Source organism: Pantoea sp. FN0302 (assembly GCF_050113775.1).
Lineage (GTDB): Bacteria > Pseudomonadota > Gammaproteobacteria > Enterobacterales > Enterobacteriaceae > Mixta > Mixta alhagi.
Window position 1 is genome coordinate 72,446 of record NZ_JBNJSM010000006.1, and the last position, 24,811, is coordinate 97,256.

Here is a 24,811-nt window from a genome sequence, read left to right on the forward strand (position 1 = left end):
CTTTAATAAGAAGCTAAAGCGTTAAGCTTTATCACCAAAAGCGTTTAGGCGTTTTGGTTATTTATTATTTCTAACCCTTATTTACCGGTTAATATGCGACTCGGTAACCTCTACGCTATCTTCCGTCTCTGAACGGTTTGGCATCACTGATACTGGAATCATCAAGGCAATGACGACTCAGGCTCCCCCAGGTTCTTTGCTCCCGCTTCAGCCGGAGCAACTCGCCCGCTTGCAGGCGGCGACCCAAGATTTATCAACGACGCAGCTGGCATGGATTTCTGGCTATTTCTGGGGGGTGGTTAACCAGTCGCCCGGTGCTGTTGCCGCCGTGCAGAGCGCGCCCGCGCCCGCCGCAGAGGCACCAGCCATTACGCTGCTCTCCGCTTCGCAAACCGGTAATGCGCGCCGTGTCGCTGAGCAGTTGCGTGATGATTTACTGGCAGCGAAACTGAATGTGAAGCTGGTGAATGCCGGTGACTATAAGTTCAAACAGATCGCTCAGGAAAAACTGCTGGTGGTGGTGACCTCTACGCAGGGCGAAGGCGATCCGCCGGAAGAGGCAGTTGCGCTGCATAAATATCTGATGTCCAAAAAGGCACCGAAGCTGACGGAGACCGCGTTTGCGGTGTTTGGCCTGGGCGACACGTCATATGAGTTTTTCAGCAAGGCCGGAAAAGATTTCGATACCAGGCTGGCTGAGCTGGGCGCGGAACGGCTGCTCGATCGCGTTGATGCTGATGTGGAATTTGCTGCTGATGCGGAAAAGTGGCGTAAAGAGATCGTTGCGCTGCTGCAAAAGCGCGTTCCCACCGACACGCCGGCGCAGGCCGTTGCTACCGCCAGCGGCACCTATAATGAAGTTTTCACCACGCCCTATACGCGTGACGAACCGCTGGTCGCCACGCTTTCGGTTAACCAGAAAATTACCGGCCGTGGCTCCGATAAAGATGTGCGCCATATTGAAATCGATTTAGGCGATGCCGGGCTGCGCTATCAGCCGGGCGACGCGCTTGGCATCTGGTATGAAAACGATCCGGCGCTGGTAAAAGAGCTGACTGAACTGTTATGGCTGCGCGGCGATGAAATTGTTGAGGTGAAAGGGCAAAGCCTGCCGCTCTCACAGGCGTTGCAGCAGCATTTTGAGCTAACGGTTAACACGCCGCAAATCGTTGAGCAGTACGCCAAACTGGTACGCAACGAAAAGCTGCTGGCGCTGGCGGCGGATAAGGCCCAGCTGCAGCATTATGCGCAAACCGTACCGATTGTGGATATGGCGCGTCAGGCACCTGGCGAGCTGAATCCGGAGCAGTTGCTGTCGCTGTTGCGTCCGCTGACGCCGCGCCTCTATTCCATCGCCTCTTCACAGGCTGAGACGGAAAACGAAGTGCATATCACCGTCGGCGCGGTGCGTTATGAAATTGATGGTCGCCCACGTGCGGGCGGCGCTTCCAGCTATCTGGCCGACAGGCTGGAGGAAGAGGGAGAAGTGCGGGTGTTTATCGAGCATAACGATAACTTCCGCCTGCCTGCCGATCCTGATGCGCCGGTGATTATGATTGGGCCGGGTACCGGGATCGCGCCGTTCCGCGCCTTTATGCAGCAGCGTGAAAACGACGGTGCCAGCGGGAAGAACTGGCTGTTCTTCGGCAATCCGCATTTCACCGAAGATTTTCTTTATCAGGTGGAATGGCAGCGCTATGTCAAAGAGGGGCTGCTGACCCATATTGATTTAGCCTGGTCGCGCGACCAGCAGCATAAAATTTATGTTCAGGACAAAATCCGCGAGAAAGGTGCGGAAGTGTGGCGCTGGCTACAGGAAGGCGCACATATTTATGTCTGCGGCGATGCCAACCGTATGGCAAAAGACGTTGAGCAGGCGTTACTGGAAGTGGTAGCCGGGCAGGGCGGAATGGACCTTGAGTCGGCTGATGAGTTTTTAAGTGAGCTGCGCATTGAGCGCCGTTATCAGCGAGATGTTTACTAATGAGTGAAAAACACCCAGGACCGCTGGTCGTCGAGGGAAAACTCTCCGATGCGGAGCGCATGAAAAAAGAGAGCAATTTTCTGCGCGGGACGATTGCCGAAGATTTACACAATGGCCTGACCGGCGGCTTTAGCGGCGATAACTTTCTGCTGATCCGTTTTCACGGTATGTATCAGCAGGATGACCGAGATATTCGCGCCGAACGTGCCGAGCAGAAGCTGGAGCCGCGTCACGCGATGATGCTGCGCTGTCGTTTGCCGGGCGGCATCATTACGCCGAAGCAGTGGCTGGCGATTGAGAAGTTCGCAACGGAAAACACACTATACGGCAGCGTCCGTCTAACGAACCGCCAGACTTTCCAGTTTCACGGCATTCTGAAAAAGAATGTGAAACCGGCGCATCAGATGCTGCACGAAGTGGGGCTGGACGCGATCGGCACGGCGAACGATATGAACCGCAACGTGCTGTGCAGCTCTAACCCGGTGGAGTCTGAACTGCATCAGGAAGCGTATGAGTGGGCGAAGAAAATTTCTGAGCATCTGCTGCCGCGTACCCGTGCTTATGCCGAGATCTGGCTGGACGAGAAAAAGGTCGCCACCACCGAAGAGGAGCCGATCCTCAGCGCAACCTATCTGCCGCGTAAGTTTAAAACCACCGTTGTGGTACCGCCGCATAACGATGTCGATCTGCACGCGAACGACCTGAACTTTGTCGCCATCGCCGAGAACGGCAAGCTGGTAGGCTTTAACCTGCTGGTAGGTGGCGGTTTGTCCATCGAGCACGGCAATAAAGAGACTTACGCCCGTACCGCCAGCGAGTTTGGTTATCTGCCGCTGGATAAAACGCTGGCGGTTGCCGAAGCGGTGGTAACGACTCAGCGCGACTGGGGCAATCGTACCAATCGTAAGAATGCCAAGACCAAATATACCCTTGAGCGCGTTGGCGTTGAGACGTTTAAAGCAGAAGTGGAGCGTCGGGCCGGGATCACTTTTGAGCCGATCCGTCCTTATGAGTTCACCACGCGTGGCGATCGCTTTGGCTGGGTGAAGGGAATTGATAATAAGTGGCATTTAACGCTGTTTATTGAAAATGGCCGTCTGCTTGATTATCCGGGACGTCCGTTGAAGAGCGGCATTGCGGAGATTGCCAAAATTCATCAGGGCGATTTCCGTTTGACTGCCAATCAGAATTTGATTGTGGCGGGCGTACCGGAAAGCGAGAAGGCACGCATTGAGGAGATCGCTCGCTCACATGCATTAATGGAGAGCGTGACCGCGCAGCGTGAAAACTCAATGGCCTGCGTCGCGTTCCCGACCTGTCCGCTGGCGATGGCGGAAGCGGAGCGTTTTCTGCCTGCCTTTGTGACGCGTGTGGAAGAGATTATGTCGAAGCACGGCGTCGGCAATGAGCATATTGTGTTGCGCGTGACCGGTTGTCCTAACGGCTGCGGGCGCGCCATGCTGGCGGAGCTGGGGCTGGTAGGTAAAGCGCCGGGACGTTATAACCTGCATCTTGGCGGCAACCGCAGCGGCACACGTATTCCGCGTATGTATCGTGAAAATATCACTGAAGATGAGATTCTGGCGCATATCGATGAGCTGGTAGGTCGTTGGGCGCAAGAGCGCACGCCGGGCGAAGGCTTTGGGGATTTCACCATTCGCGCCGGTGTTGTCAAACCGGTGGTCGATCCAGCCCGGGATTTCTGGGAATAACGGAGGGGATGATGCCTGTACTCGATCTTGCAGCACTGAATGAGTTACCGAAAGTTGAGCGCATCATGGCGCTGGCTGAGGTGAATACGCAGCTGGAAGCGCTGTCCGCCGAGGATCGCGTGATCTGGGCGCTGGAAAACCTGCCGGGTGAGTTTGTTCTCTCTTCCAGCTTTGGTATTCAGGCGGCAGTATCGCTGCATCTGGTTACGCGCCAGAAGCCAGACATCCCGGTGATCCTGACCGATACCGGCTATCTGTTCCCGGAGACGTACCGCTTTATTGATGAGCTGACAGAGAAGCTGGATCTGAACCTAAAGATATTTCGTGCGGAGCAGTCGCCGGCGTGGCAGGAAGCGCGTTACGGTAAGCTGTGGGAGCAGGGCGTGGAAGGGATTGAGCGCTATAACGAGATCAATAAGGTTGAGCCGATGAATCGTGCGTTACAGACGCTCGGCGCACAGAGCTGGTTTGCCGGTTTGCGTCGCGATCAGTCCGGCAGCCGTGCAAATTTGCCGGTGCTGGCGATACAGCGCGGCGTGTTTAAAGTGTTGCCCATCATCGACTGGGATAACCGTCAGGTTTATCAATATTTGCAGCAGCACGGTTTGGGCTATCACCCGCTGTGGGATGAAGGCTATTTGTCCGTGGGCGATACGCATACCACGCGCAAGTGGGAGCCGGGTATGGCCGAGGAGGAGACGCGTTTCTTCGGTTTAAAACGGGAATGCGGGCTGCATGAGTAAGTTTGCGCAGCGAGTTTAAGAGAAAGGCGGCTGAAAGGCCGCCTTTTGTTTTCAGGAGGCTTTACTCCGGCCCCATTCGCCGCTTCCCTGTGCATCAGCGTTGTCTGTTTGCCGCTGGCTTAGCTTTTGTGGAGCAGCGGCGGTTTGGCGCTGGCTGCGATCCGGCACAAGGTTCAGCGGCGGACGGGGCGCTCCGTAAAGACGTCGTGAACCCATCCCTGGGGACTCCGCCGCGTCATCCCTGACGCGGAGGCTTTACTCCGGCCCCGTCTGCCGCTTCCCTGTGCATCGGCGTTGTCTGTTTGCCGCTGGCTTAGCTTTTGTGCAGCCTGTTTACCGTTTCTTGAACATCCAGATGATTTTCACCACTGCTAATGTAGTAATGACGCTTTTTTAAGGTTAAGTATCGTAAGTGCGGAATTAGGGGAGAGGGAAGGACGGGGCCGGGAGGCGGACCTCCCGCGGCAGGGAAGGCGCGGGCGGAGGCCCCAGGGATGGGTGCATGCCGTGCCGCCGATGGCCCCGTCCTTCCCGCGACCGGCACGGAGTTTGTTACAGACCGGCACGGAGTTTGTTTCAGACCGAAGCCGACTTTGCTTTAAATACACCGGCACGGAGCCTGGTTCAGACAAAACAGCCGCGCGCACTCCGCTAACGCTTAACCCTCAGCCAGCGCCTTTAACGCTTCTGAGGTCAGCGAAATATTCACCTTCATCACCTCATAATGTGCCACTGCTACAAAAGGATCTTCTGCCAGAATTGTATCCAGACGATCGCGATCGATATCCTTCGCCATAATCACTCCGCCGCTGCGTGGATCCTTACGGCCTGCGGCGATAAAAACCTCAGCAGCAAAATAACGTTTCAGCCAGTCAACATGCGCTTCGGTCAGGGCCTCAACCTCTTCAATCGGGCGATGGTAGCTCAGATTAATAATGTACATTATGACTCCTTATGAGTAGCAGGTGGATTAGCCAGCTCGTTAATCAAAGGAAACAGAATCCGCACGCTATCGCGCGCTCGCGCGCTGATGCGTCCAGGTAACCATCGATCAAGATAATTCAAATTATCCCGCGCGGTCTGATGATGACTGACGCCCTGCGGAAAATGGCGAGAAATGGCCCGCTGCTGCGTCCCATCTTTCTTGCCTAAATCCCAGTTCGCAGCACGCACCGTCAGCAACGGAAAACCCGCAGCATCAAAAGCGTTAGGCAGTGGATAAGGCGCGCTATGGGCTGGACGCGTGGCGGCGTTAATACCGTAACGATGAGCAATATCCAGCGCCCGATCGCGCGTCTGTTTGATCACCGCAGAAGCAGTATTCTTTCCGCTGTTAAAATAGAGCCGATCGCCCACAATCAAACTATCAAGATCGATCACTAACAGCGTATTCTTGCGATCGGCGGCTTTCATCCGTGAGATATAGGCATCCATACCCTGTAAATCATCCTGATGAGCGCTGAGCGCTACAAAACGCACGCCATAATGCAGCGGCTTATGACTAAGCTGCTGCGCCAGCTCCAGCATCACGCCAAGCCCGGATGCGTTATCATCCACCCCCTGAAGACGCAGCCCGCCGATATCCTTCTCGGTTTCCTCTTCGCTCACTGGCCGCCAGGTATCCAGGTGCGCAATCACTAAAATCTCCTGCGGTACCTCTCCGGCACGCGCAGCAATCACCGACGTGGCGGTAAGATTGCGCCAGTGCGTTTTGCCATTATTGTCGCGCCAGGGGGCCCGGGTTTTAAAATCGCGCTTATCGCTCTTATAACCCATCTCTGCAAACTGTTGCTGAAGATAGTTGGCGGTCAACAGCTCTGCCGGACTACCCGCCATGCGGCCAGGAAACCAGGTGGCGATATGACGTAATTGCTGCTCTGCAAACTGGCCGGGAACCGGGGTGCTGGCGTTAACCGGCAAACTGATGCCGCAGCTGAGCAACGCGGCCAACGCGCTCAGGCGGAGCAAGGAAAACATACCATAGTCCTTAGACGTCATCCGATGACGCGAAAACGAAATAATTTTGCTTCGATAGTATGAAATTGTGATACAGATTGCACAATTTCAATTGCTCTTAAATACCCGAAATATCATCTGTTAAGCACCTTTTATGCAAAGCTTTGCCAGGCCTATATTCCATTCAGTAACTACTCATTCCAATTCGTAATTTCATCTGCCTGAAGCTGCAGTCGTATAGTCGCGTTAACTTTTTGTTATTCAATATAAGGTCGACGTGGATTATCTCCCTATATTTGCCGATCTAAAAGCCAGGCCGGTGTTGGTTGTCGGTGGCGGCGACGTGGCGGCGCGCAAAATTGAACTGCTGCGGCGCGCTGGCGCGCAGGTCCAAATCGCCGCGCGCGCGCTTTGCCCGGAACTCCAGACGCTGGCGGATAACCAGCAGGTTGAGTGGCTGGCAACCCAATTTGAAGAACAGCAGCTCGATCGGGTTTATCTGGTCATTGCCGCAACCGATAACAGCGAACTGAACGCTCAGGTTTTCGCTGCGGCTAATGCGCGTCGGCTGCTGGTTAACGTCGTCGACGATCAACCGAAATGCTCCTTTATCTTCCCGTCAATTGTTGACCGCTCGCCGCTGGTGGTTGCTATCTCCTCCAGCGGTACCGCGCCGGTTCTGGCTCGTATGCTGCGTGAAAAACTGGAAGCCTTGCTGCCGACTAACCTCGGCGCAATGGCGCAGGTAGCGGGCGAATGGCGCGACAAAGTCAAACAGCGTTTCAGCAAAATGTCCGATCGCCGTCGCTTTTGGGAGCGCGCCTTCAATGGCCTGTTTGCCAGTCAGATGGCGGCCGGCAACGTGCAGGGCGCAAAACAAACGCTGGATGCGCAGTTAACCGATGAAACGTCTCATCAGGGCGAAATTATTTTAGTGGGCGCAGGGCCAGGCGATGCCGGGCTGTTGACGCTGCGCGCTTTGCAGGTGATGCAGCAGGCGGATGTCGTGCTCTATGACCACCTGGTAAGCGAGGAAATTCTGGATCTGGTGCGTCGCGACGCCGACCGGCTGTGCGTGGGTAAACGTGCTGGTGCGCATTCAGTGGCGCAGGAAGAGACTAACCGCTTACTGGTATCGCTGGCCAGCAAGGGCAAACGCGTGGTGCGCCTGAAAGGCGGCGATCCCTTTATCTTTGGTCGCGGCGGTGAAGAGCTACAGGCCGCCGCCGCCGCAGGCATTCCTTTTCAGGTGGTTCCTGGCGTAACCGCCGCCTCCGGCGCTACCGCCTATGCCGGGATCCCATTGACCCACCGGGATTATGCCCAGAGCGTGCTGTTTATTACCGGCCATTGCCGTGCCGATGGTCAGGCGATTGACTGGCCGTCGCTGGCGCGCGCGCAGCAGACGCTGGCGATCTATATGGGCACGGTAAAAGCGGCGGAAATAGCCGGACAGCTGATCGCTCATGGCCGCGCGGCATCAACGCCGGTTGCCGTCATTGGTCGCGGCACGCGTCAGGATCAGCAGGTGCTGACCGGAACGCTTGCCGAACTGGAACAGCTGGCGCAGCAGGCGCCGACGCCTGCGCTGCTGGTCATTGGCGAAGTGGTTAATCTCCACGCGCAACTGGCCTGGTTTCAACATTCAGTACAGCAGGCCGGACGTAATTCCGCCGTTGTGAATTTGGCTTGAGGAAAAATCATGGATCAAAAACGACTGACTCATCTGCGTCAACTGGAGGCGGAAAGTATCCATATTATCCGCGAAGTGGCGGCTGAATTTGGTAATCCGGTAATGCTTTACTCCATTGGTAAAGATTCATCGGTCATGCTGCACCTGGCTCGCAAAGCCTTTTATCCCGGCACGCTGCCGTTCCCGCTGCTGCACGTTGATACCGGCTGGAAATTCCGCGAAATGTATGAGTTTCGCGATCGTACGGTAAAAGAGATCGGCGCGGAGCTGATTGTTCATCGCAACCCGGAGGGCGTAGCGATGGGTATCAATCCCTTTGTTCATGGTAGCGCCAAGCACACCGACATTATGAAGACCGAAGGGCTGAAGCAGGCGCTGAACAAATATGGTTTCGATGCTGCTTTTGGCGGCGCGCGTCGCGATGAAGAAAAATCGCGTGCAAAAGAACGTATCTACTCGTTCCGCGATCGCTTCCACCGCTGGGATCCGAAAAACCAGCGCCCGGAGCTGTGGCATAACTACAACGGGCAGATCAACAAAGGCGAAAGCATCCGTGTCTTCCCGCTTTCCAACTGGACCGAGCTGGATATCTGGCAGTACATCTTTCTGGAAAATATTGAAATCGTACCGCTCTATCTGGCCGCTGAGCGTCCGGTGCTGGAGCGTGACGGCATGCTGATGATGATTGATGACGATCGTATCGACCTGCAGCCAGGCGAAAAGATAACGCCGCGGATGGTGCGCTTTCGTACCCTGGGCTGCTGGCCGCTGACCGGCGCGGTGGAATCGTCAGCGCAAACGCTGCCGGAAATTATTGAAGAAATGCTGGTTTCCACCACCAGCGAGCGACAAGGGCGCGTTATCGATCGCGACCAGGCTGGCTCAATGGAGCTGAAGAAACGTCAGGGCTATTTCTAAGGGGACGCCAGATGAATACCGTTATTGCACAACAGATCGCCGACAAGGGCGGGGTGGAAGCCTGGCTGCACGCGCAGCAGCACAAGAGCCTGCTGCGTTTTCTCACCTGCGGCAGCGTGGACGATGGTAAAAGCACGCTGATTGGTCGTCTGCTGCACGATACGCGCCAGATTTATGAAGATCAGCTCTCCTCGCTGCATAACGACAGCAAACGCCACGGCACCCAGGGCGAGAAGCTTGATTTGGCGCTGCTGGTGGATGGCCTGCAGGCAGAGCGCGAGCAGGGCATTACCATCGATGTCGCTTACCGCTATTTTTCCACCGAAAAGCGGAAGTTTATTATTGCTGACACGCCGGGACATGAGCAGTACACGCGCAATATGGCTACCGGCGCCTCCACCTGTGATCTGGCGATTCTGCTGATTGACGCGCGTAAAGGCGTACTGGATCAGACTCGTCGTCACAGTTTTATCTCTACGCTGCTGGGGATCAAGCACCTGGTCGTAGCGATCAATAAAATGGATCTGGTGGAGTACAGCCAGGATCGTTTTGAGCAGATCAAACAGGAATATTTTGATTTCGCAGCGCAGCTGCCGGGCGATGTGGACATTCGGTTTGTTCCGATGTCGGCGCTGGAGGGCGATAACGTCGCCACGCAAAGCACCACCATGAACTGGTACAGCGGCCCCACGCTGCTGGACGTACTGGAAACGGTGGAAGTTAATCGTGTAGTAGAAAGTCAGCCGATGCGTTTTCCGGTGCAGTACGTTAACCGGCCTAACCTCGATTTCCGTGGCTATGCCGGTACGCTGGCCTCCGGCATTCTGCGCGTGGGCCAGCGCGTGAAGGTGCTGCCTTCCGGCGTTGAGTCAAGCGTGGCGCGCATCGTAACCTTTGATGGCGACTTGCCGGAAGCGGGACCGGGCGAAGCGGTGACCATCGTATTAAACGATGAAATTGATATTAGCCGTGGCGATCTGCTGGTGGCGGCGGATGAAACGCTGAAAGCAGTGCAGGGCGCTTCGGTTGATGTTGTCTGGATGGCGGAACAGGCGCTGACGCCAGGTCAGAGTTTTGATGTGAAAATTGCCGGTAAAAAAAGCCGTGCCCGCATCGAAAGCATCGATTATCAGGTCAATATCAATAACCTGACCCATAACAACCAGATAGAGGCGCTGCCGTTGAATGGCATCGGGCTGGTAAACGTCACCTTTGATGAGCCGATGGTTCTGGATGCCTATCAACAGAATCCGGTAACCGGCGGGATGATCTTTATCGATCGCCTGACAAACGTCACCGTGGGTGCCGGAATGATCCGTCAGCCTCAGCAGCAGGCTACTGCCAGCCATGGCGAGTTCTCTGCCTTTGAGCTGGAACTGAATGCGCTGATCCGTCGTCACTTCCCGCACTGGGAAGCGCGCGATCTGCTGGCGGGCAAGCAATAAGATGGCGACGCATGACGAGAATGTGGTCTGGCACGCACACGCGGTAACGCGTGCCGATCGTCAGCAGCAGCATGGGCATCAGGGTGTGGTGCTTTGGTTTACCGGCCTTTCGGGGTCGGGTAAGTCAACGGTCGCCGGGGCGCTGGAACAGGCGCTGCATCAGCTGGGCGTCAGCACGTATCTGCTGGATGGCGATAATGTCCGGCACGGCCTCTGCCGTGATTTAGGCTTCAGCGACGCCGACCGTAAAGAGAACATCCGTCGCGTGGGCGAAGTGGCCAGGCTAATGGTGGATGCCGGATTAGTGGTGCTGACCGCCTTTATTTCACCGCACCGCGCAGAACGGCAAATGGTGCGTGAAATGCTGGGCGCAGGGGAGTTTATCGAAGTATTTGTCGATACGCCGCTGGCGATCTGCGAAGCGCGCGATCCCAAAGGGTTGTATAAAAAAGCGCGGGCGGGCGAGCTGCGTAACTTTACCGGAATCGACTCAGTTTATGAGGCGCCGGAACAGCCGGAAATCCATCTTGATGGCGAACAATTGGTAACAAAATTGACGGCGCAACTGTTAGATCTGCTGCGTCGGCGCGATATTATCAAATCCTGAGATTGCAGCGGCAAACGGCCAGAGAGCGGGCCGTGATGCGCAACAACAGGATACCTATGCATAATGTTACACCCCTGCTGGCCCGTAAAACTCACAGTGACCAGGACGACCGTGCCTGGTCCTTTCCCGGCGGCGTAATCGGTTTTGTTTCTTACTGGTGCGCTCTGGCGATCCCTTTCCTGCTGTATGGTTCCAATACGCTGTTTTTCCTGCTTTATACCTGGCCATTCTTTCTGGCGCTGCTGCCGGTGGCTGTGTTGATCGGTATCACCTTTGGTCTGCTGCTGCGCGGTCATCTTATCTGGACGTTGCTGCTGACGCTGGTCACCGTAACCTGTGTTTTATGGCTGCTCTTTTCCTGGCTAACCGGTTGGTAAGGCACGCTGTCGCTGACACCACAAGCAGCAGTGGCAGCCCTGCAAGGCTCAGGTTTATCTCCTGCCGCTGATGATCAAACGCGACCACGCGTTACAAATCTTTACCTGCAGCACTATTTTCAGGCACACCGAGCAGAAAGCGGCGCAATTTAACCGGCAGAGTGGAGTCCGGTGAAAAGTTATGGGATGATTGGGCCGTTTTTCAGGGGGCGGGGATGGGAAAACTGACGCTGCTGTTACTTGCATTACTTGTTTGGCTACAGTATTCGCTGTGGTTGGGCAAGAATGGTATTCATGATTACACCCGCGTCAGCGATGACGTAGTGGTACAACAGGCGAGTAATGCCAAATTAAAAGCGCGTAACGATCAGCTGTTTGCCGAAATCGACGATCTAAACGGCGGTTTGGAAGCAATTGAAGAGCGTGCGCGCAATGAGCTGGGGATGATTAAACCCGGAGAGACCTTCTATCGCCTGGTGCCGGATCAAAACAAACGTAACGGGCAGCAGGCTTTGCCAAATCAACAACGATAGCAATGACCACTATAACTGACGCCTGGCCGGATATTATCGCCGTGGTGCCCGCTGCCGGTATCGGTAGCCGTATGCAATCGGGGCGCCCTAAGCAGTACCTGACCATCGGTCAGTCCACCATTCTGGAGCACAGCATCGCCAGCCTGCTGGCACATCCGGCCATTAACCGGGTGATTGTCGTGCTTAGTCCGGACGATAACTATTTTCCGCAGCTGCCGCTGGCTAATGACAGCCGTATTCATACGGTAACCGGCGGGAAACAGCGCGCCGATTCAGTGCTGGCGGGCCTGCAGGCGGTTGAACAGGCTGACTGGGCGCTGGTACATGATGCGGCTCGTCCCTGTCTGGCCGCTGAAGATTTAAGCCGTTTACTGTCGCTTTGCCGTCACAGCCGCGTTGGCGGCATTCTCGCCGCACCGGTATGCGATACCATGAAGCGCAGCGAACCGGGCAAAGACGCCATCGCGCATACGGTTGAGCGGGAGGCCTTATGGCATGCGCTGACGCCGCAGCTGTTTCCTTTAGCATTGCTGCGTCAGTGTCTGGAGCGCGCCCTGCACGAAGGGGCCACCATTACCGATGAGGCCTCGGCGCTGGAATATTGTGGTTATCATCCTGAACTGATCGCTGGCCGCAGCGATAATATAAAAGTCACCCGCCCGGAAGATCTGGCGCTGGCGGCGTTTTATCTTACTCAACGACATAACAAGGAGTACGCATAATGCGTATTGGTCACGGTTTTGACGTCCATGCTTTCGGTGGCGAAGGCCCGTTGATTATTGGCGGCGTGCGGATTCCGTTTGAGCAAGGCTTTATCGCCCATTCCGATGGCGATGTGGCGCTGCATGCCCTGACGGATGCATTGCTGGGAGCCGCTGCCATGGGAGATATCGGCAAACTTTTTCCCGATACCGATCCTGCGTTTAAAGGCGCGGATAGCCGTGGGCTGCTGCGTGAAGCCTGGCAACGTATCCAGGCAAAAGGCTACCGGCTGGTTAATGTCGATATCACTATCATCGCACAGGCACCGAAAATGCTGCCGCATGTGCCGCAAATGCGCATCAATATCGCTGAGGATCTCGGCTGCCATATGGATGATGTTAATGTCAAAGCGACGACTACTGAAAAGCTTGGCTTTACCGGACGCGGCGAAGGCATTGCCTGCGAAGCCGTGGCGCTGATCGCGCGGACGGAGGCATAATGGCTTTACCTGAATGGCAGTGGCTTTACGGCAAGCCCGCGATCCGCGGGCAGTTAAAGGCCAGCCCGGAAGATTTCATGGTGGTTGAAGATCTCGGCTACGAGGCTGACGGCGAAGGTGAGCATCTGCTGGTGCGCATCCGTAAAACCGGCTGTAATACGCGCTTTGTCGCCGATGCGCTGGCAAAGTTTGCAGGTATTCATCCGCGTGATGTCAGCTTTGCTGGTATGAAAGATCGCCATGCGGTGACTGAACAAACGCTCTGTTTGCGTCTGCCGGGTAAAGAGACGCCAGATTTTTCCGCGTTTAGTCTGGAAGGCTGTGAGATCCTGCATCTGGCGCGCCATAAACGTAAATTACGTACCGGCGCGCTGGCGGGCAATGCTTTCAGGCTGGTGCTGCGTCAGATCAGCGATCGCGCGGCGCTGGAGGAAAGGCTGCTACGTGTGCAGAACGGCGGCGCGCCTAACTATTTCGGTCAACAGCGTTTTGGTTTTCAGGGCAACAACCTGGAGCAGGCGAAACGCTGGGCCAGTAATGAAATCCGCGTGCGTGAACGGAGTAAACGCAGCTTTCTGCTTTCCGCCGCGCGCAGCATTATGTTTAATCAGGTGGTCAGCGATCGTCTGGCGCAACAGGGCAACCTGACCCAGGCGATAACGGGCGATGCGTTGCAGTTGACCGGTCGCGGCAGCTGGTTTGTTGCGACAGAAGAAGAGCTGCCGCAGCTGCAGACGCGGATTGATAATAATGAATTGCGCATTACCGCGCCGTTACCCGGCAGCGGGGAGTGGGGAAGCCGTGACGCCGCGCTGGCTTTCGAGCAGCAAAGTCTGGCCGACAGCCTGGCGTTTATCCAGTTGCTGGAGCGGGAACGGGTAGAAGCCGCTCGCCGGGCGATGTTGGTTATTCCGCGCGACCTGCACTGGAACTGGCGCGATGATGCCACGCTGGAACTCAGTTTTTGGCTGCCAGCCGGCAGTTTTGCCACCAGCATAGTCAGGGAACTTTTCGAACAGGAAGGTAACGATGCGGATATTGCTGAGTAATGATGATGGGATCCATGCGCCAGGCATTCAAACGTTGGCAAAAGCCCTGCGTGAAATCGCCGAGGTGCAGGTGGTCGCGCCCGATCGTAATCGCAGCGGCGCTTCCAACTCGCTGACGCTGGAAACCCCCTTACGTACTTTTTCTTATCCCAATGGGGATATCGCCGTGCAGATGGGGACGCCCACCGACTGCGTATTCCTTGGCGTCAATGCGCTGATGCGCCCAAAGCCCGATATTGTGGTTTCCGGTATCAATGCCGGGCCTAATCTGGGCGATGACGTGATCTATTCCGGCACGGTAGCGGCGGCGATGGAAGGGCGACATTTAGGGCTCCCTGCGCTGGCGGTCTCGCTGGACGGTCAGCATCACTATGAAACTGCCGCTGCGGTCACCTGCGCTATTTTGCAGGGATTGCAGCGTGAGCCGCTGCGCACCGGCCGTATCTTGAATATCAATGTTCCCGATCTGCCGTTAGATCAAATCAAAGGTATTCGCGTTACTCGCTGCGGCAGCCGTCATCCCGCCGATAAAGTTATTCCACAGCAAGATCCGCGAGGCAATACGCTTTACTGGATCGGCCCGCCGGGCGATAAGCATGACGCCGGCCCGGATACCGATTTTGCCGCTGTTGATGAAGGCTATGTCTCTGTGACGGCGCTGCATGTCGATCTCACCGCCCATCAGGCGCAGGACGTGGTGGCCGGCTGGCTGACCAAAGCCGGAGTCGAGTCGCTATGGTAAGCAGACGCATCGAGGCTTTGCTGGATCAGCTACGCCAGCAGGGCATCGAGGATGAACTTTTACTGAAAGCGATTGGCGACGTGCCACGCGAGCGCTTTGTTGATGAAGCGCTGGAACATCAGGCATGGGAAAACATGTCACTGCCCATTGGATCCGGGCAAACCATTTCGCAACCTTATATGGTGGCGAAAATGACTTCTTTGCTGGAGCTGAAGCCAGATTCACGCGTACTGGAGATTGGCACCGGCTCCGGTTATCAAACGGCGATTCTGGCCCATCTGGTCGATCATGTCTGTTCTGTTGAGCGTATTAAAGGGCTGCAATGGCAGGCGAAGCGCCGCCTGAAACAGCTTGATTTGCATAATGTCTCGACGCGCCACGGCGATGGCTGGCTGGGTTGGGCTGCACGCGCGCCGTTTGATGCCATAATTGTCACCGCTGCGCCGCCGGAAATCCCTGAGGCTCTGCTGGCTCAGCTTGATGAAGGCGGCATTATGGTTTTGCCGGTTGGGGAAGAAATACAGCAGCTGAAACGCATTCGACGTAAGGGCGGTGAGTTTATTGTCGATGTTATTGAGCCGGTACGTTTTGTGCCGCTGGTGCAGGGCGATCTCGCCTGACGGCCCGGCACCAGACTACGCATTTCTTCACAACTGATTAATAGCACGGGAATTGGGTTGTTGTTAGTATCAGCCATTCCATTCGTCAGCAATGGATAGCGAACGTGAACGCTTACGTTCGTCGTTTCAAGGCTCGTCACAGGTTTGTTATCACGGGGGATAAATGAGCACAGGAAGCCCACTTTTTACTTTGAGCCGCCTTGCGGCTGTTTCATTAATTGGATTTTGGCTGACGGGTTGTACTTCTGATAATAACGCTCAGGCTCCTATTAGTACGGTTGGCGGTCAGTCTCAGCCTCGGGGCGGTAATATAGCCTCTGGCGGTATGTTAAGCGGCGCGTCATCCTCCAGACCGGTATTTGCGTCCGGTTCGAACAATAGCAACGCTAATGTAATGACGCAGAATGGTCGTATCGTCTACAAGCGCAGTTATGAGAATATTCCGAAAGGTAGCTATAGCGGTGAGACATATACCGTTAAGCGAGGCGATACGTTGTTCTATATTGCCTGGATTACCGGCAATGATTTTCGCGATTTAGCCCAGCGCAATAACATCGCTGCGCCTTACAACCTCAATGTGGGTCAGGCTTTGCAGGTTGGTAACGGCTCAGGTTCACCGATTACCGGTGGCAATGCGATCACGGTCGCGGACGCTACGCAAGGGGGCGTGCCGACCACGCCTGGCTCAACACAAATCAAATCTTCTACAGTTGCGCAGCAACCGGTTATTACGTATTCTGATGATTCAGGAAAATCAGGTGGGGGCAAAATGTTGCCTTCAGCGGGGAATACAACTGTTGCAACGACAACAGCCCCGGTTACCGCACCGCCGACGGTAAGCAGTACAACGTCCAGTTCAACCCCTGTGGCTGGTTGGCGTTGGCCCACCGACGGTAAGATTATCGATAACTTTTCTGCTGCAGAAGGCGGCAATAAAGGTATCGATATCGCAGGATCGCGAGGACAGCCAGTGGTTGCCACCGCATCCGGTCGTGTAGTGTATGCAGGTAATGCGCTGCGCGGTTACGGTAATCTGATTATCATCAAACATAACGATGATTACCTGAGTGCCTACGCCCATAACGACACTATGCTGGTCCGGGAACAACAAGAAGTTAAGGCGGGGCAGAAAATAGCTACTATGGGTAGCACCGGAACCAGTTCAGTTAGATTACATTTTGAAATTCGTTACAAGGGGAAATCCGTAAACCCGTTGCGTTATTTACCGCAGCGATAAACGGGCAGAGCCTTGAAGTTCTGCCCAGGGATCACGGGTAGGAGCCGCTTATGAGCCAGAATACGCTGAAAGTTAATGAGTTACATGAAGATGCGGAATTCGACGAGAACGGAGCTGAGATTTTCGACGAGAAGGCTCTTGTTGAAAATGAACCTGGTGATAATGAACTAGCTGAAGAAGAGTTGTTGTCACAGGGTGCGACGCAACGTGTTTTAGATGCGACGCAGCTTTACCTCGGTGAAATTGGTTATTCGCCGCTTTTAACGGCAGAGGAAGAAGTATTTTTTGCTCGCCGCGCACTGAAAGGCGACATTCCTTCTCGTCGTCGCATGATCGAAAGTAACTTACGACTGGTGGTAAAGATTGCTCGTCGTTACAGCAATCGTGGTCTGGCGCTATTGGACCTGATTGAAGAAGGTAACCTGGGCTTGATTCGTGCTGTTGAGAAGTTTGACCCCGAGCGTGGGTTCCGTTTCTCAACGTACGCCACCTGGTGGATTCGTCAAACGATTGAACGGGCAATTATGAACCAAACCCGTACAATTCGTCTGCCGATTCACATCGTCAAGGAGTTGAACGTTTATCTGCGCACCGCGCGTGAACTGTCGCACAAGCTGGATCATGAGCCGAGTGCGGAAGAGATCGCCGAGCAGCTGGATAAACCAGTTGATGACGTAAGCCGTATGTTGCGTCTCAACGAACGCATTACCTCAGTTGATACGCCATTAGGCGGAGATTCTGAGAAAGCGCTGCTGGATATCCTGGCCGATGAGAAAGATAACGGTCCGGAAGACACCACGCAGGACGATGACATGAAACAGAGCATCGTTAAGTGGTTGTTTGAGCTGAATGCCAAGCAGCGTGAAGTATTGGCACGTCGTTTCGGCCTGCTGGGCTACGAAGCGGCAACGCTTGAGGATGTGGGCCGTGAAATCGGTTTAACCCGCGAGCGTGTACGTCAGATTCAGGTTGAAGGTCTGCGTCGTCTGCGTGAAATCCTGCAGGCGCAGGGCCTGAGCATTGAAGCTCTGTTCCGCGAGTAACAATGTTCCTGCAATAGGGTAATGCGAAAGCGGTGGTCTCAGACCACCGCTTTTTTATTGCCTGTATTCAGCGATCGCGGCTGAATACAGGCAGGTTTACAGCAATGATTTAAGCCGATAAATCCATTCCAGAGCCTGACGCGGTGAAAGGGTATCGGGATCCAGCGCTTCAAGTGCTTCAACCGCAGGCGACGTTTCTTCGACCAGCAGCGGCAGTTGTGGACCATCAGCCTTTGTTGCCGCAGCCGTGCCCGATAACGCCTCCAGCTCTTTCAGCTTTTGCCGGGCGCGCTTAATGACTTCTTTGGGGACGCCTGCCAGCGCAGCAACCGCCAGGCCATAGCTTTTACTGGCCGCGCCTTCCTGTACGCTGTGCATAAACGCAATGGTATCGCCATGCTCCACGGCATCCAGGTGGACATTGGCCACGCCTTCCATTTTTTCTGCCAGGGTAGTCAGCTCAAAATAGTGGGTAGCGAACAGCGTCATTGCCTTAATACGACTGGCAAGGCTTTCAGCACAGGCCCAGGCAAGAGAAAGACCGTCATAGGTTGAGGTTCCGCGACCAATTTCATCCATCAACACCAGGCTGTGTTCTGTGGCGTTATGCAGAATATTCGCCGTTTCGGTCATCTCCACCATAAAGGTTGAACGGCCTGAGGCGAGATCGTCCGCCGCACCGACGCGCGTAAAGATGCGATCGACCGGACCGATAGTCGCCTGCTCTGCCGGAACAAAACTGCCAATACAGGCCATCAGCACTATCAGCGCTGTCTGACGCATATAGGTACTTTTACCACCCATGTTCGGACCGGTAATCACCAGCATGCGGCGCTGCGGTGAAAGCGAAAGCGGATTGGCAATAAAGGGTTCTTTCAGCACCTGTTCAACCACGGGGTGACGGCCGCCGGAAAGCTTGATGCCGGGCTTATCGCTTAATGTCGGACGCGTATAGTTCAGCGTCCAGGCGCGTTCAGCCAGATTGGTTAAGACATCAAGTTCGGCCAGCGCAGCGGCGCTTTGCAACAACGCATCCAGGTGCGGCAGCAGCAGATCGAAAAGCTCCTCATACAGTGCCTTTTCCAGCGCCAGTGCCTTACCTTTAGAGGTAAGCACTTTATCTTCATACTCTTTCAGCTCTGGAATAATGTAACGTTCAGCATTTTTCAGCGTCTGACGGCGCACATAATGGATCGGCACCAGATGGCTCTGCCCACGGCTAACCTGGATGTAATAACCATGTACCGCATTGAAGCCGACCTTTAGCGTATCCAGCCCTAGCTTTTCACGTTCGCGGATTTCAAGACGATCGAGGTAGTCGGTTGCGCCATCAGCCAGCGCGCGCCACTCATCCAGCTCGGCGTTATAACCCGGCGCGATTACGCCGCCGTCACGCACCAGTACCGGTGGCGTTTCGATAACGGCACGTTCCAGCAGCTCACGCAGTTCGCTAAATTCCCCCATCTGCTGACGCAACGTGGGAAGATGTCCGGCATCCACATCGGCTAACAGAGTGTTCAGCTCCGGTAACTGTTGAAACGCGTGGCGCATACGCGCCAAATCGCGCGGGCGTGCAGTGCGCAGCGCCAGGCGCGCCAGAATGCGTTCTAAATCGCCAACCTGACGCAGGATCGGCTGCAGTTCGCCACTGAGATCCTGCAGAGCGGCAATGCTTTCCTGACGTTGCGCGATCACGCGGCTGTCTCTGACCGGCGTATGCAGCCAGCGTTTCAGCATGCGGCTGCCCATCGGCGTGACCGTTTTATCCAGCACGGCGGCCAGCGTATTATCAACGCCGCCCGCCAGATTCTGGGTAATTTCCAGGTTACGGCGCGTAGCAGCATCCATGATGATGCTGTCCTGCTGGCGCTCCATCGTTAACGAGCGAATATGCGGCAGCGAGGTGCGCTGCGTATCTTTGACATATTGCAGCAGGCAGCCGGCGGCACGCAGGGCGACATGCGCATTTTCAACGCCGAAGCCGGTAAGATCGCGCGTACCGAATTGCAGGTTAAGCTGCTGACGCGCAGTATCCAGTTCATATTCCCAGAGCGGACGACGGCGCATACCGCGACGATTTTCAATCAGATCCATCGCGGCAAAATCTTCCGGATAGAGCAGCTCGGCCGGGTTAGTGCGCTGCAGCTCAGCGGCCATTGCTTCGCGGTCTGCCGGTTCGCTCAGCAGAAAGCGGCCCGAACTGATATCCAGCGTGGCATAGCCGAAACCGCGCGCGTCCTGCCAGATAGCCGCCAGTAAATTGTCCTGACGCTCGTTAAGCAGGGCTTCATCACTAATTGTACCCGGCGTGACGATACGCACTACTTTGCGCTCAACCGGGCCTTTGCTCTGCGCCGGATCGCCAATCTGTTCGCAAATCGCTACCGACTCGCCCAGCTGTACCAGCCGGGCCAGATAGTTTTCCACAGCATGATAAGGCACGCCCGCCATGGGGATCGGCTCGCCAGCGGAGGCGCCGCGCCTGGTCAGGGAGATATCCAGCAGTTGAGAGGCGCGTTTGGCATCGTCATAAAACAGTTCATAGAAATCACCCATGCGATAAAACAGCAGGATGTCGGGATGCTGTGCCTTCAGGCGAAGGTACTGCTGCATCATCGGGGTGTGGTTACCAATATCCATATCTGTCGATCCTTTCACGGTCATGTCACTCAACTTGCATGTTCCTGTTGGTCTCAGCGGCGGTCTGGGGATTCAGGCGGATCCTATCGCTAAAGTATCAAAAGCGCTACCCGACGTTAGCAGGCGTAACGTCAGAAAGGGAGGGTTATTATCTACCGCTACCCACTTCTTCGGCTCGGCTCGCAAAGTATAAGAAGCTTGTGCCAGGTCAAAAGGGCAGAGTGAATAACGCTACCCACAGCAAAATTAAGGTTATAGAATGAGCGCCTTTTTCATAACCCACTGGGTCGTAACTTTTTGAGGTTGTAATGCAGACTTTACCTTCTTGTCCTGAATGCCATTCTGAATATACCTGGCAGGATGGCGACACGCTGAACTGTCCTGAATGTGGTCACATCTGGTCGCAGCAGGAAACGGGAGCGCCAGGGGATCAGGGGCTGGTTGTGCGGGATGCCAACGGTACTCTGCTGGCAGATGGCGACAGCGTAACGGTCATCAAAGATCTGAAGGTTAAAGGCAGCTCTTCTGCGCTGAAGATCGGTACAAAAGTTAAAGGGATCCGCCTGGTGGAAGGGGATCATAACATCGATTGTAAGATCGAGGGTTTTGGCCCGATGAAACTGAAATCTGAGTTCGTTAAAAAGAACTAAGTTTCCTGCAACGTCAGGCAAAGCAGCTAAGCATTGGCTTGGCTGCTGCCTTTCTGTTTAGCTGAACAGCAGCTCGATGGCGTCGCACTGCGCCTCGCTCAAGGTTCCGCCGCTATTACGTGAGCGCGGCGTCATGTAGCCATATTTACGTGCCACCGCCGTTTTAATCGTGGTCACAAAGTCATCGCCCACCGTATAAATTGCCATCAGTTTACCAATGCGTTGCTGAAACTGCGTGAGCGCAGCCAAATCTCCATCCCGCCAGCTTTGCATCGCTTCGGCAAACATCGCCGGCACCAGATTATTTAACCCGCTAATCACGCCTGCGCCGCCAGCCAGCAGGTTAGGCAACAGATATTCATCATAGCCAGAGAGCACGGCAAAATCGCTGCGCACCTTTTTGGTTTCTTCTATTAATGAACGGTTATGTGACAGGCAATCCGTGGTGTCTTTGATGCCGATGAAATTGGGCAGTTCTGCCGCCAGTTCCGCCACCAGCATCGCATCAAGATCGCAACCGGTACGCGCCGGAAAATTATAGGCGAACCATTTGCCTTCCAGCTCACGATCGAGCTGTCGATAGTAAGCTAACAGCTGTTGTCGGGTTTGCCCGTAATACCAGGGCGGCAGCACCATTACGGCATCAAAGCCGCTCTCCCAGGCAAGATGCGCTAACTCCAGCATGTCGCTGTTACAGCTGCTGGAAATATTGGCCACCATGCTGAGACGGGACATGCTGCGGGCTTCACGTATTAATAATTTACGCTCTGCTTGCGTTAGTGAAACAAACTCGCCGATGCTACCCATCAGCAATAGCGTATCAATGCCGGATGCGTCCAGACGCGCAAAATGCTGCGCCAGTGCATTCAGATCTAAATGGTTATCTGCCGTAAATGGGGTTACCGAGGGGCACCAAACGCCGGAAAAAGCAGGCTGATTTTGCATATTGTTCTCCGCAGGCGACAATTGAAACGGTGTTTTAAATTAATCATTTTTATCTGTGCGTGTCACAGCAAGTAGCACGATAATCCAACCGCGATCTCAATTATCGTCTTTACTTAACGCTCTTTTCTAAAAAATGCGGCGTGATTTATCCATCTTGCTGTTTCATCCTGTTTAACGAACGCTGAAATAGCATCCATACTGAATCTCAATGGCAATTTCCTGTGGCGCTAATATGTTGACTGGTAACCTTGCTAAGTCAGTTCGTCGCCCGCATATAAAGCAGGAACCTGCCTCGCAAAATAACCATGCTGTCCGGACGAAACGGCAAAAAGGTGACGCCTTGCGCGCGCTTTGTTGTTAACGTTGGGCAGAGCATCCAGGGATGAGAGAATGACTGACGAACAACTGAAAGCGTTAAGCGCCCTTAACGGAAAGCTGCTGCTGCAGCGCCAGGCAAAGCTTACCACCGCCGAATCTTGCACCGGCGGCTGGATTGCTAAAGTTTTGACCGATATCGCCGGTAGCTCCGCCTGGTTTGAACGCGCTTTTATCACCTACAGTAATGATGCCAAGCAGCAGATGATTGGCGTATCTGAACAGAGCTTGCAGCAGTGGGGCGCAGTCAGCGAACAAGTGGTAAAAGAGATGGCCGCTGGTGCGTTAAAAGAGGCCAGAGCGGACTTCGCCATTGCCGTTAGCGGCATTGCCGGACCGGACGGCGGCACCACGGAAAAACCGGTCGGCACCGTCTGGTTCGGCTTTGCCACAGCAGCAGGCGAAGCGGTGCAAAAACGCTTTGTATTTCAGGGTGATCGAGAGGCTGTGCGGCGGCAAGCGGTAGCGACGGCGCTGCAGATTTTACATGATGATTTTCTCAAAAATTTGACTTGATACTGTATGATTATACAGTATAATTACCATCCAATGAACGAGAGCACTGCACACAACCGTGGCGTGCTTTACCCCGGCATGATTAGGAGTAAAAATGGCTATTGACGAAAACAAGCAAAAGGCTCTGGCAGCAGCGCTGGGCCAAATTGAGAAGCAATTTGGTAAAGGCTCCATCATGCGCCTGGGTGAAGACCGCTCAATGGATGTGGAAACCATCTCGACCGGTTCGCTTTCGCTTGATATCGCCCTTGGTGCTGGCGGCCTGCCAATGGGCCGTATGGTTGAAATTTACGGTCCGGAATCGTCCGGTAAAACCACGCTGACGCTACAGGTCATCGCCGCCGCTCAGCGTAAGGGCAAAACCTGTGCCTTTATCGATGCCGAACATGCGCTGGATCCGGTTTATGCGAAAAAGCTGGGCGTTGATATTGATAACCTGCTCTGTTCTCAGCCGGATACCGGTGAACAGGCGCTGGAAATCTGTGATGCGCTGGCGCGTTCCGGTGCGGTAGACGTTATCATCGTCGACTCCGTTGCGGCGCTAACGCCGAAAGCGGAAATCGAAGGTGAAATCGGTGACTCACACATGGGTCTCGCCGCACGTATGATGAGCCAGGCGATGCGTAAGCTGGCCGGTAACCTGAAGCAGTCCAATACGCTGCTGATCTTTATCAACCAGATCCGTATGAAAATCGGCGTTATGTTCGGTAACCCGGAAACCACGACCGGTGGTAACGCGCTGAAGTTCTACGCCTCTGTGCGTCTTGATATTCGCCGTATTGGCGCGATCAAAGAGGGCGATAACGTCGTCGGCAGTGAAACCCGTGTCAAAGTGGTTAAAAACAAGATTGCCGCGCCGTTTAAACAGGCTGAATTCCAGATCATGTACGGTGAAGGGATTAACATCTACGGCGAGCTGGTGGATCTTGGCGTGAAACACAAGCTGATCGAGAAGGCGGGTGCCTGGTATAGCTACAATGGCGATAAAATCGGCCAGGGTAAAGCGAATGCCAGCAACTATCTGAAAGAAAACAGCGCTGTGGCTAACGAAATCGAGCAGAAACTGCGTGATATGCTGCTGAACAATCCTGTTGAGGAAGGTAAAGCGGCCGTCCCGGCGGAAAATTACGAAGATACCGCTAGCGAAACTAACGAAGACTTCTAATTCCTCACCCCGGTCAGCCTGGCTGCCCGGGGTTTTTTTGTTCTAATACTTTGTATCCTGCCGCAATTCTCGCTACCCTCGCTTTTTACTGCTTATCTAACCTACCAACCTGACGGAAGCGTAATGACTGACAAGCCCGCAACTCCGGTCACTTTTGCACGCCTGTTGGATCGTGCTACGCGTATTCTTGCCATGCGCGATCATAGCGAAGCCGAGTTCCGTCGTAAGATGGCGCAGTCAGCTGCGCGTGCCGCGATGCGCCATGATGAACCGGCTGAGGAAATTCCGGAAGAGCTGATAGAACAGGTTATCGCCTGGTGCTATGAGCATAGCTGGCTGGACGATGTCCGTTTTGCTCAACGTTTTGTTATCAGCCGCAGCCGCAAGGGCTATGGCCCGCAGCGTATCCGCATGGAGCTGGCGCAAAAGGGAATAGGGCGCGAACTGGCGGAAACCGCCCTGAGCGAGGCGGAGATCGATTGGGGCGCTCAGGCTTTAGACGCGGCCGAACGTAAATTTGGCCTGCCGTTGCCGCAGGAATGGAAACAAAAATCCAAAGTGCTGCGTTATCTGCAGGCTAAAGGGTTTTTCATGGAAGATATCCAGTCGATTTATCGAAATAATGATGATTGAACCGCGATGGGATTTTACTTCCCTCGG

The 24,811-nt window shown here is 54.8% G+C and carries 25 protein-coding genes; 20 read left to right on the top strand and 5 right to left on the bottom strand.

Annotated elements, in window-relative coordinates:
• The first annotated feature begins 169 nt into the window (after positions 1-169).
• The 3 genes from cysJ to cysH are packed head-to-tail and all read left to right on the top strand — an operon-like array spanning position 170 to position 4,439.
• The gene (gene cysJ, locus ACQE32_RS17700) at positions 170-1,984 is read left to right on the top strand and encodes an NADPH-dependent assimilatory sulfite reductase flavoprotein subunit (protein WP_426973694.1); all 1,815 of its coding nucleotides are present in this window, start codon (positions 170-172) and stop codon (positions 1,982-1,984) included.
• Positions 1,984-3,696 (top strand): assimilatory sulfite reductase (NADPH) hemoprotein subunit, encoded by a 1,713-nt coding sequence (gene cysI / locus ACQE32_RS17705; RefSeq protein WP_426982029.1) that lies wholly within the window; start codon positions 1,984-1,986, stop codon positions 3,694-3,696. The genes cysJ and cysI overlap by 1 nt, the downstream gene beginning before the upstream one ends.
• Positions 3,697-3,707: 11 nt before the next feature.
• Complete coding sequence (gene cysH, locus ACQE32_RS17710; RefSeq protein WP_426982045.1) at positions 3,708-4,439, top strand: phosphoadenosine phosphosulfate reductase; 732 nt, start codon at positions 3,708-3,710, stop codon at positions 4,437-4,439.
• A gap of 51 nt (positions 4,440-4,490) precedes the next feature.
• Here the strand turns inward: cysH and ACQE32_RS17715 are convergent, their stop codons facing one another.
• The 3 genes from ACQE32_RS17715 to ACQE32_RS17725 form a co-directional block, all read right to left on the bottom strand.
• Positions 4,491-4,655, bottom strand: a complete 165-nt coding sequence (locus tag ACQE32_RS17715) for a hypothetical protein (protein WP_427022193.1) — start codon at positions 4,653-4,655, stop codon at positions 4,491-4,493.
• Between the two features lie 442 nt (positions 4,656-5,097).
• Positions 5,098-5,382, bottom strand: coding sequence for a YciI family protein (locus ACQE32_RS17720; RefSeq protein ID WP_250650740.1), 285 nt, complete (start codon positions 5,380-5,382; stop codon positions 5,098-5,100).
• Complete coding sequence (locus ACQE32_RS17725; protein WP_427022194.1) at positions 5,382-6,416, bottom strand: aminopeptidase; 1,035 nt, start codon at positions 6,414-6,416, stop codon at positions 5,382-5,384. Before ACQE32_RS17725 ends, ACQE32_RS17720 begins: the two co-directional genes overlap by 1 nt.
• Before the next feature lie 256 nt (positions 6,417-6,672).
• Here ACQE32_RS17725 and cysG point away from each other — a divergent pair, with 256 nt between their 5' ends.
• The 13 genes from cysG (at position 6,673) to rpoS (ending at position 17,860) form a co-directional block, all read left to right on the top strand.
• Positions 6,673-8,088 (top strand): siroheme synthase CysG, encoded by a 1,416-nt coding sequence (gene cysG / locus ACQE32_RS17730; RefSeq protein WP_426973700.1) that lies wholly within the window; start codon positions 6,673-6,675, stop codon positions 8,086-8,088.
• Positions 8,089-8,097: 9 nt separating this feature from the next.
• Positions 8,098-9,006, top strand: coding sequence for a sulfate adenylyltransferase subunit CysD (cysD, locus tag ACQE32_RS17735; protein ID WP_250650738.1), 909 nt, complete (start codon positions 8,098-8,100; stop codon positions 9,004-9,006).
• Positions 9,007-9,017: 11 nt separating this feature from the next.
• Complete coding sequence (cysN, locus tag ACQE32_RS17740) at positions 9,018-10,451, top strand: sulfate adenylyltransferase subunit CysN (RefSeq protein WP_427022195.1); 1,434 nt, start codon at positions 9,018-9,020, stop codon at positions 10,449-10,451.
• Between the two features lies 1 nt (position 10,452).
• Entirely contained in the window at positions 10,453-11,058 is a 606-nt protein-coding gene (cysC, locus tag ACQE32_RS17745) for an adenylyl-sulfate kinase (protein WP_426973706.1), read from the top strand.
• Between the two features lie 56 nt (positions 11,059-11,114).
• Positions 11,115-11,435, top strand: a complete 321-nt coding sequence (locus ACQE32_RS17750; RefSeq protein WP_250650735.1) for a DUF3561 family protein — start codon at positions 11,115-11,117, stop codon at positions 11,433-11,435.
• Between the two features lie 215 nt (positions 11,436-11,650).
• Positions 11,651-11,968: a cell division protein FtsB gene (ftsB, locus tag ACQE32_RS17755; RefSeq protein ID WP_085070433.1), complete on the top strand. Its 318-nt coding sequence runs from the start codon at positions 11,651-11,653 to the stop codon at positions 11,966-11,968.
• A gap of 2 nt (positions 11,969-11,970) precedes the next feature.
• The gene (gene ispD / locus ACQE32_RS17760; RefSeq protein WP_250650734.1) at positions 11,971-12,690 is read left to right on the top strand and encodes a 2-C-methyl-D-erythritol 4-phosphate cytidylyltransferase; all 720 of its coding nucleotides are present in this window, start codon (positions 11,971-11,973) and stop codon (positions 12,688-12,690) included.
• Positions 12,690-13,169 carry a 2-C-methyl-D-erythritol 2,4-cyclodiphosphate synthase gene (gene ispF / locus ACQE32_RS17765; RefSeq protein ID WP_427022196.1) on the top strand — a complete coding sequence of 160 codons (480 nt, stop codon included), beginning with the start codon at positions 12,690-12,692 and terminating at the stop codon, positions 13,167-13,169. Before ispD ends, ispF begins: the two co-directional genes overlap by 1 nt.
• Positions 13,169-14,218: a tRNA pseudouridine(13) synthase TruD gene (truD, locus tag ACQE32_RS17770; RefSeq protein ID WP_427022197.1), complete on the top strand. Its 1,050-nt coding sequence runs from the start codon at positions 13,169-13,171 to the stop codon at positions 14,216-14,218. The genes ispF and truD overlap by 1 nt, the downstream gene beginning before the upstream one ends.
• On the top strand, positions 14,199-14,960 hold the full coding sequence (surE, locus tag ACQE32_RS17775; RefSeq protein WP_426973712.1) for a 5'/3'-nucleotidase SurE: 762 nt from the start codon (positions 14,199-14,201) through the stop codon (positions 14,958-14,960). The genes truD and surE overlap by 20 nt, the downstream gene beginning before the upstream one ends.
• Positions 14,954-15,580 carry a protein-L-isoaspartate(D-aspartate) O-methyltransferase gene (locus ACQE32_RS17780; protein ID WP_085070442.1) on the top strand — a complete coding sequence of 209 codons (627 nt, stop codon included), beginning with the start codon at positions 14,954-14,956 and terminating at the stop codon, positions 15,578-15,580. The genes surE and ACQE32_RS17780 overlap by 7 nt, the downstream gene beginning before the upstream one ends.
• A gap of 163 nt (positions 15,581-15,743) precedes the next feature.
• Positions 15,744-16,817 (top strand): murein hydrolase activator NlpD, encoded by a 1,074-nt coding sequence (gene nlpD / locus ACQE32_RS17785; RefSeq protein ID WP_426982033.1) that lies wholly within the window; start codon positions 15,744-15,746, stop codon positions 16,815-16,817.
• A gap of 50 nt (positions 16,818-16,867) precedes the next feature.
• Entirely contained in the window at positions 16,868-17,860 is a 993-nt protein-coding gene (gene rpoS, locus ACQE32_RS17790; RefSeq protein WP_085070446.1) for an RNA polymerase sigma factor RpoS, read from the top strand.
• A 96-nt stretch (positions 17,861-17,956) separates the two neighbouring features.
• Here the strand turns inward: rpoS and mutS are convergent, their stop codons facing one another.
• On the bottom strand, positions 17,957-20,500 hold the full coding sequence (gene mutS / locus ACQE32_RS17795) for a DNA mismatch repair protein MutS (protein WP_427022205.1): 2,544 nt from the start codon (positions 20,498-20,500) through the stop codon (positions 17,957-17,959).
• Positions 20,501-20,808: 308 nt separating this feature from the next.
• On the opposite strand from mutS, the gene ACQE32_RS17800 reads away from it, so the two are divergent.
• Entirely contained in the window at positions 20,809-21,150 is a 342-nt protein-coding gene (locus ACQE32_RS17800; protein WP_426973717.1) for a zinc ribbon domain-containing protein YjdM, read from the top strand.
• 57 nt (positions 21,151-21,207) lie between these two features.
• On the opposite strand, the gene ACQE32_RS17805 is transcribed toward ACQE32_RS17800, so the two are convergent.
• Positions 21,208-22,095 (bottom strand): dihydrodipicolinate synthase family protein, encoded by an 888-nt coding sequence (locus ACQE32_RS17805; protein ID WP_426973719.1) that lies wholly within the window; start codon positions 22,093-22,095, stop codon positions 21,208-21,210.
• Between the two features lie 390 nt (positions 22,096-22,485).
• Here ACQE32_RS17805 and pncC point away from each other — a divergent pair, with 390 nt between their 5' ends.
• The 3 genes from pncC to ACQE32_RS17820 all read left to right on the top strand — a co-directional run bounded on the left by pncC (position 22,486) and on the right by ACQE32_RS17820 (position 24,784).
• Positions 22,486-22,986: a nicotinamide-nucleotide amidase gene (pncC, locus tag ACQE32_RS17810; protein ID WP_426973720.1), complete on the top strand. Its 501-nt coding sequence runs from the start codon at positions 22,486-22,488 to the stop codon at positions 22,984-22,986.
• Positions 22,987-23,080: 94 nt separating this feature from the next.
• Positions 23,081-24,151, top strand: coding sequence for a recombinase RecA (gene recA / locus ACQE32_RS17815; protein WP_085070454.1), 1,071 nt, complete (start codon positions 23,081-23,083; stop codon positions 24,149-24,151).
• 123 nt (positions 24,152-24,274) lie between these two features.
• Positions 24,275-24,784: a regulatory protein RecX gene (locus ACQE32_RS17820; RefSeq protein WP_427022198.1), complete on the top strand. Its 510-nt coding sequence runs from the start codon at positions 24,275-24,277 to the stop codon at positions 24,782-24,784.
• Positions 24,785-24,811 lie beyond the last annotated feature (27 nt).